Raw genomic sequence first — 5,952 nt, 5'->3', positions numbered from 1 at the left:
AATCATTGAGATTATCCACGCCGATGACTTCATCGCCCCGTTCCAGTAATTTGATGGCTACGTGATTGCCGATAAAGCCTGCGGTGCCGGTGACTAATACTTTCATCGGTTAGAGCCTGCCGTCAGTTTGGTTAACGAAAAATGAATGTTTAAAGCCATAAAATATAAACTCACAAGTTGCAAAATCTAAATTAGTATAACTGATGTTACGTACGAATCGCTTTATGTTCCTGTTTTGCGGCGAACATCGCAGTTAATGATGAGCATGAAATAGCTCAGGTTGTAGGTGCGAATTCATTCGCACTGTGCTGCTTGGGAAATTATTTTGTTCATGTTCCTTAACTGATGTTACGTACGGCGAATTCATCCCGTTTGCCGCGCCGGGCACCGCCGCTAAAAGCTGCGGTAGGCTGGGTTACTAAACCCAGCATTTGGAGTCTCCCCATCTTCGTAGGGTACGCATCGCGTACCTGCTTCAGGGCTTTTCGGCACACCGCAAGTCAAGAAAGGTACGCGATGCGTACCCTACCGTGGATTTCGCCTTGATTTTGGCAGGGCAGCCGTAGGCCAGGCTGCCAAACCCAGCATTTCGGCCACCCATGCCGGGTTTCCGCTAAAGCTCCAACCTAGCCTACACAGGTTGTTAAAAGCAAGTAACTAACGATAATTTATTAAATCGATCTAACTTCAGCTAACTGCGTAACATCAGTTAGTATAACATTAATATTTCAAGCTATCCGGTGGTCGAGACTTACTTGCGACTTAAAAATCATCTGCCCGATAATACCTATCGCTTCATTCAGAATGGTTGAGTAATAGCCTGCGCTATATGATATTTTTGAACTCAATCGTACTTTTTGATAATCTTTCAATACTCATACTGAAGCTCTATAGCAAATTGTTATTTCTCGTGTTGTATCTGTCAGGTTAGCCTATTACCAGTACTGCAGCGCAAATAATATTCAGTATGTGATGTTAATCAAGACGGGCATCAATAAGAATAATGAAAAAGACATTCAGAGCAGGGATTTTACTGGCGATTTTTCTGGTATCCGTTACTGCTACACAAGCCAACTCCATGACCAGGATCGAGCCTAACGATCGCCTTGAAACAACACAAACTCTCGATCATTTCGACAGCGAATTTGACAACGCTACCGTCATGGCTTGTGCTTCACGGTATAGCGCTAATAATGATTGCTATGGTTACTTCTCATTCAGTCTAACTGACTTATCCAGAGCAATTACAGATATGGATGCTGATAGCATCGGCACAGCGCATAACCTTTATGCAACCTATAATGACAGCGATGTTTTTAGTTCTGATAACGGGCAATATAATAATTCGTATGGTGACATTATTGAGACCTATCTGAATGCGAATTTTTACTATGCTATTGCTAAAGGTTACCAAAATCGAATGGCTCTAAGCGAAAGCGGCACGTTGCATATGTCAGCCAGCCATCCTTCAACAGCATCGCTCCCCGCCATTCTTGCGCTGGCTCTACTACCTACTGCTCTTACGTTGCTGTTGTTCGGTCTTGGAATAGTAGGTTTATTCACTCCTCGCAAACAGAGATCTATCGTTTAGAGCAATTGACTGACCAGGCTGGCTAAAATACCAAAAGAAGCGATACTTAAAATCTATGCGGAGATTTCGAGCCGGATTTTTAGTTGTCCCGAATAAACATCGGTTCTGCTCGCCGACCCTATAATCGGCGAGTACCTCGCCCCAATCTGCGATATCCAGCCCCCATATTGCCGGAAGCTGATCAACAATCCATTTATTAGCCGCCTTTCTCTCTGCGAAGCATGTCTATTTTTTCGTGATGCTGCTTCCGAAACGCATCCCTTTCTTCCTTTGTTTTCATGCTATCCAGCTTCAGCAAATAATTGCACCGCTCTTGCTCAGTCATGAAATCAGCGCCATAGATATGAGAATAAACAGGCACATCTCCTGCTCTACCGGTTAGCTCTTTAGGATTTGTGCTAAAAGTTTCTTCTTGTTGCTCTGATTCAGATTGAGCGAAGGAAATGGAAGAAAAGAAAGCGACGAACAAAGATACCAGGAATGACATAAACAGTTTTTTTTTCAACATGAAATATCTCCTTAATACTTTAGATAAATGGCGCCCTCTTCTTTAAGCAACAATGAAATATTTCTCAAGGCACCGAATCAACATAAGCAGGAGCTGGAATCGCTCCAAGGTTAATTCCACGAAAATAAAATCATACTTATTCAGCACTATCAAAATGCTGAGAAAAGACAATTTTCCTGTTATTGTTTTGCCTTAATGTGACTGAGTACTTCTTTGTTAGTTCATATCCGATTTCCAGCTGCTGAAGGAAATATCCGGCCAGCAAGCAACCGCCCTGCCGCCTTCCCTCGTAGCTCCGGCCCAAAGTCCTGTGGCTGCTTTTACATCCACCAATCAACACGATTAGATAAGGCATCTGCGATCAGTATCATTGCCTCCATAACGGCAAAGCCATCCCATATCCGCCGTTCAGATTGCCTTGCTGATCAAAATCTATTTTAAGGTAGCCGTCACCAGCAGGCCGATCACTGGCTGTCCTGCTTCCTTGCGCAGCACAACCGTGTCCGCCGCGCACATATCAAAGCCCGAAGCCATCAAGGCAGCCTTTATATACTCATGCGTATGCGCATAACGGCCATGAGGGTTTAATTTAAAGCCATTGCCACTGTCTTCATCGCTTTTTTCCACGGTAAAAACCAGGCCACCCGCTGCATTCAGCGCATGCGCGGCAGCCTGCAGAAAAGGACCGAGCTCGCCGAAATAAACCAGTGTATCGGCAGAAACGATCAGATCGAATAAGGCTTTATATCGGCTTAAATATTCCACCAGATCGGCCTCGATCAGTTCGTCATAGACATTGCGCCCCCTGGCCTTGTTCAGCATGCCGGAGGACAGGTCAACTCCGGCCAGTGTACGGGCATACGGCCGCAGCAAAGGCCCGCACAACCCGGTGCCGCAGCCCGCATCCAGCACTCTGAGCTCCTGTCGGGGCTCGGGAAAAAGCACGGAGACTGCCTGCGTGACCAACTCGGGCGCGCGGTAATCAAGCCCGTTTAGCACTGTGTCGAAGCTGGCCGCAAACTTGTCGAATATGTCCTGTATGTAAGCCTGTGAAGCCCGGTCGGGAATGTCTTCGCCTAAAAGGGCGGAAAGATGATGCTTCGCAATCGGACTCTCGGGATCGGCTTCGATCCAGCGTTGCAAAACGCTTCTGGCCTGCTCGGGCTGACCCGTTTTTAACATCATCCGCCACAAACTCTCATAAGCGTATTTGTGGTTAGGTTTTATAGCAATGGCTTGCCGGTAGGCGGCTGCCGCCTTGTAGTATTCGTCCTGCTCCTGATAAGTATTGCCCAGATTCTGGAAGACATCGGCGTTGCCCGGGCTTAGCTCGGCGGCTCTCAGCAATACGTGCACCGATTCCTCGTACTCGCCTAGATTTCTTAGCACAACGCCCAGATTATTGCAGGCACTGGCATGATTGGGCATCATGTCGATCACTTTCCGATACGTTTCGGCCGCCTTTTGCATGTCGCCTGTCTCCTTGTAGACATTGCCCAGGTTATTGCAGGCGTCCAGGTAGAACGGATTGATCCGGAGCGCCTGACTGATGCTGGCGATGGCCTTGTCGCTCTGGCCGGTCTGATGCAGCAGCACGCCCAGGAAATGCAGAGCATCGGGATTGTCCGGCTGGCTTTTCAAAATTGATCTATAGACTTTCTCGGCTTCACCAAAATGCCCTTTTTGATGCATGCTAATCGCCGACGATAAGGCACTGCTCGGATGTGTCTGTTTTCGTCGTTTGTTTTTCTTGGCTGCAAGCCGTTCATTAGATTTCATGATATTTTTGGTCTTATATCTGCTTGATTAAACCGCTATATCTTAATTGTAATCGGGATTAATGCCAGCCGCACTGCAATCATCCTATTTATAGTTGTTATGATTATTGGTCTTGGCGGAGGGAGAAAATTGTCCGTGCCGCTGAAGCAGCAATTACCTGATGAGCTTGTTTCAGCGCCGCAGATAGTGGCAGTATCAACAGCATGATAGTTTTTTAAAGGCTTGCCCCGGCAATAAAGATCTATTTTTATGCTATTCAAAGGGGAAATGCATTGAGCCCGTGTTGCGCTCAATGTCAATGACGGGCTTTATTTTTCGTTAATGCGTTTTGCTCGTTTGAGTTCAATTGACGCCATAGACAATCTCAAAGATTTCTTCAATTGAAGCTGTTGATTCGTCAATGATATATACGCTGTTATTCGGATAGAAAGCATAGATTTTATCGCTCTGATGCTTATAGCGAAATTGGTCACCATGCTGGATCATGGGCGTACCGATGCCTTTGTTAATGAAATCCTGAATCGCCTCAAGCTTCGGGCTGTAATAGTGCTTGACGCCATACACTACATTTTCCAGATGGCGCTCGTTTGGATTATCCAGATTAAGCAGCGCGTATAAATCATAATCACCGTGTATATATTGCATGCACGTAGAATGCTTGGCGCTATCCATCCATGCATGGCTGTTTCTCCAGTTCGGCACTGCCGCCTCGCCAAAACTGGCAGGCGCATCTTCCCTGGAAATCATCAGGCAGCCATAATATTCACTGTTGATGTCGGTATCCACGGCAAAACAGCCTTTTTCGCTGCCATACCGCTTGAATATTTTTTTTGATTTTTCAAAGGGCGTTTTGTCTTTAAGGAACTCATCCCAGGCCTCAACAGCTTTTGCATACTTTCCATCCTTAAAAGCCTGCGCCCCCGTCAAGGTAGGATCAACCACCAGGCCGGCGGTTTTTGCATGAATAATGTGGCCGGAAGCAAATGGTATATAAACGTCGCAATCGGCTGTCTTTGCCTTGCAGTCTATCGGCTTCGGATACATATTCTTATTGCCGATGTATTTCAACGACTCGGGATTGGTCGCTCTAACCAGGATAATGTGATTGAAGACCTGGGCCGCCGCTTTAAAAACATCAATGTCGTCCCGCCTGATGCCTAGTCTGCTGTCGCCCCAGTCAAAGGGTTTGATCTTCCTTAATATGTGAGCGTGCTTGAACGAATCGCTGTGCATCTGGCTACGCCGGTTTGCCTGTACTTCAGGTTGTGCAAGTTTGCTGTATCTCATTGACTCTCCATAAATCCTGCTTGCCGACTTCATCTTATCCATATCCAACTGTCTATTTAGTCATTGATTGATCGGCATGGAGAGCTTGTATTCACTCTCCTCAATTTCAAGCAGGCTTCCCATGCAGAAACTGGCCGCAGTCTTCAATGTTCCGGTATTTTGAAGAACCGTCTGGAATCTCTCATCAATTCACACTGAGAGAGCCGGTTACGAGGTATAACGCTCCAACTGACCTGCCAGAAATTAGAATTGCTCTAAACTCGGTTGATGTAAGTCTGGCAACTCCGAAGGACAATCAGAATCGCTAGCTCCAGAGAGAAACCATTATTGCTTAATTTTATTTCGGAATTATTAAGAAATTCTTAGCTAGCGCAATAACGTGAGTTATTTATATCCATACGAAGGTTGTGGCAGAAAATCGACTTTAGCAATGCTTAATAAGGCCTACTTTACGGCCTTTCAAAAAATATAATCGGATAAGCTATTTTAATAGCTGATGTTACGCACGGGCGGTTTCATCCCGTTTGCCGCGCCGAGCACCGCTGTTTTAGCAGTGGCAGGCTGGGTTGATAAACCCCGCATTTGGCGTCTCCCCATCTTCGTAGGGTACGCATTGCGTACCTGCTTCAGGGCTTTTCGGCACACCGCAAGTCAAGAAAGGTACGCGATGCGTACGAGACTGTGAAAGTATTCAAAATTTTTCTCTTTGACGTCTATATGCTGTTATATGCAAATATAAAATGCACAATATATTGTGGTTAAAATTTTAAAAAACGAATACTTTCAC

The 5,952-nt window shown here is 45.9% G+C and carries 5 protein-coding genes; 1 reads left to right on the top strand and 4 read right to left on the bottom strand.

Annotation, left to right across the window (positions count from 1 at the left end; genetic code table 11):
• A partial coding sequence (locus V2P20_RS00145; protein WP_331814725.1) for an NAD-dependent epimerase/dehydratase family protein occupies positions 1–106 on the bottom strand: 106 nt, incomplete at its 3' end.
• Between the two features lie 897 nt (positions 107–1,003).
• Between V2P20_RS00145 and V2P20_RS00140 the strand changes: the two genes are divergently transcribed.
• Entirely contained in the window at positions 1,004–1,591 is a 588-nt protein-coding gene (locus V2P20_RS00140) for a hypothetical protein (RefSeq protein ID WP_331814722.1), read from the top strand.
• A gap of 196 nt (positions 1,592–1,787) precedes the next feature.
• Here the strand turns inward: V2P20_RS00140 and V2P20_RS00135 are convergent, their stop codons facing one another.
• The 3 genes from V2P20_RS00135 to V2P20_RS00125 form a co-directional block, all read right to left on the bottom strand.
• The gene (locus V2P20_RS00135; protein ID WP_331814720.1) at positions 1,788–2,099 is read right to left on the bottom strand and encodes a hypothetical protein; all 312 of its coding nucleotides are present in this window, start codon (positions 2,097–2,099) and stop codon (positions 1,788–1,790) included.
• Positions 2,100–2,531: 432 nt separating this feature from the next.
• Positions 2,532–3,791, bottom strand: coding sequence for a tetratricopeptide repeat protein (locus V2P20_RS00130; RefSeq protein WP_331814718.1), 1,260 nt, complete (start codon positions 3,789–3,791; stop codon positions 2,532–2,534).
• A gap of 429 nt (positions 3,792–4,220) precedes the next feature.
• Positions 4,221–5,165 (bottom strand): hypothetical protein, encoded by a 945-nt coding sequence (locus tag V2P20_RS00125; RefSeq protein WP_331814716.1) that lies wholly within the window; start codon positions 5,163–5,165, stop codon positions 4,221–4,223.
• Between the last annotated feature and the right edge of the window lie 787 nt (positions 5,166–5,952).

This window comes from Methylobacter sp. Wu1 (genome assembly GCF_036553575.1).
GTDB lineage: Bacteria > Pseudomonadota > Gammaproteobacteria > Methylococcales > Methylomonadaceae > Methylobacter.
This window is presented reverse-complemented; position numbering and strand designations above follow the sequence as displayed.